Raw genomic sequence first — 1,406 nt, forward strand, 5'->3', positions numbered from 1 at the left:
CTAAACTGCAGTTTCATACTATTTTAGATCAAGTGTTTCCTGAATACCGCAAGGTTTTTGGTGATCTTTATTCGAAGGTTTCTTTATTGATGTTAGAAGAATTTCCGACTTCAGAAGCCGTATTATCAGCTGGGGAAAGTAAACTAGCCGTGCGTGTTGCAGAGGTCTGTCCTAGTCGTTCTGCCCAATGGGCAAGAGAAAAGGCGAAAAAAATAATGGAAGCCGCAATGCGAAATCCATTTCAAAAAGTCGTGTATCAAAGTCATTTAATCAATCTTCAAATGTATATTGAGATGCTTTTTCAGTACCAAGGACACCTTTCAATTTTAGAGAATCGTATTGTGACCTTGGCAAATGATCTAGAGGACTACAAGATAGTCCAATCGATTCCTGGAATAGGAGAAAAAATCGCTGCAACGATTATCTCCGAAATTGGTGAAATCGATCGGTTTAGTCATCCCAAAAAACTAGTTGCCTTTGCAGGAGTAGATCCCAGAGTTTACTCATCAGGAAAGTTTACTGCAACAACTAATCGTATTACCAAAAGAGGTTCAAGCAGATTGCGTCACGCCTTATATCTAGCCGTATTATGCGGAATAAGAAGTTCAAGGAACAAAAAGCTTAAAGAATTCTATGATAAGAAAAAGTCAGAAGGAAAGCCTGCCAAAGTAGCGATTGTAGCCTGTATTAATAAACTACTTCATTGGATTTATGCATTATTAAACAGAAAAGAATCTTTCCTTGATATAGCTTAAATAACGGTTTTAATCATAAGTGAGAAAACCTTCCAAAAGGTTTTTGGAGGGCTGTTTAGCATGCTCAAAATAGTATAACATAGGGTTAATAAGAATTTTAGAGAAAAGTATTGACATCCTATTAGCTGGTTTAGTTCAACAACAGGGGCTTCTTAGGGAGCTCTTTTCTTCTTGAATAACGAAGCAGGTTAGTGCAAGAGTGTTGTTTAACTTGAGTTCAACAATAGGGTGAAAAAATACAAGGGAGGGGTTTGCATGCTTTTACTTTGGTACGCTTCATTTTTGACATCAATTATCACATTGGTATTCGGGATTTCTAGGCGTTCTTGGCTTTTCATGCTAATAAGTTCAATTACTTTTATACCAATCGCATACTATTTTTTTGGAGCAAATAATGCTTTGAAATATGTAGGTCTTACTCCAATTATTTTTCTGTTGTTGACGCTATTCTTTTGGTTTTCAGAAAGAAAAACTGAAGCTTTATAATTCAACTAACGGGTGCTTTACTTGAAGATCGTTGATCTGCTTAGACAGCTCTTTTGCTTGTTCAACTAAAGGGGCAGCATTCCTGTTTGAAGGAAGTTCGGGGTCTTGAAAGAAAAAGAGCCCTCTAGTATGATGCATGGGTGTCAACGACCATTGACCCATCAT

The 1,406-nt window shown here is 37.1% G+C and carries 1 protein-coding gene; it reads left to right on the forward strand.

Going from position 1 to position 1,406, the window contains the following annotated elements:
* On the forward strand, positions 1–755 hold a 755-nt coding region (locus AC1TO6_RS21070), incomplete at its 5' end, for an IS110 family RNA-guided transposase (RefSeq protein ID WP_482103542.1).
* Positions 756–1,406: the final 651 nt, after the last annotated feature.

It is taken from the genome of Sporosarcina sp. Y352, from assembly GCF_056786535.1.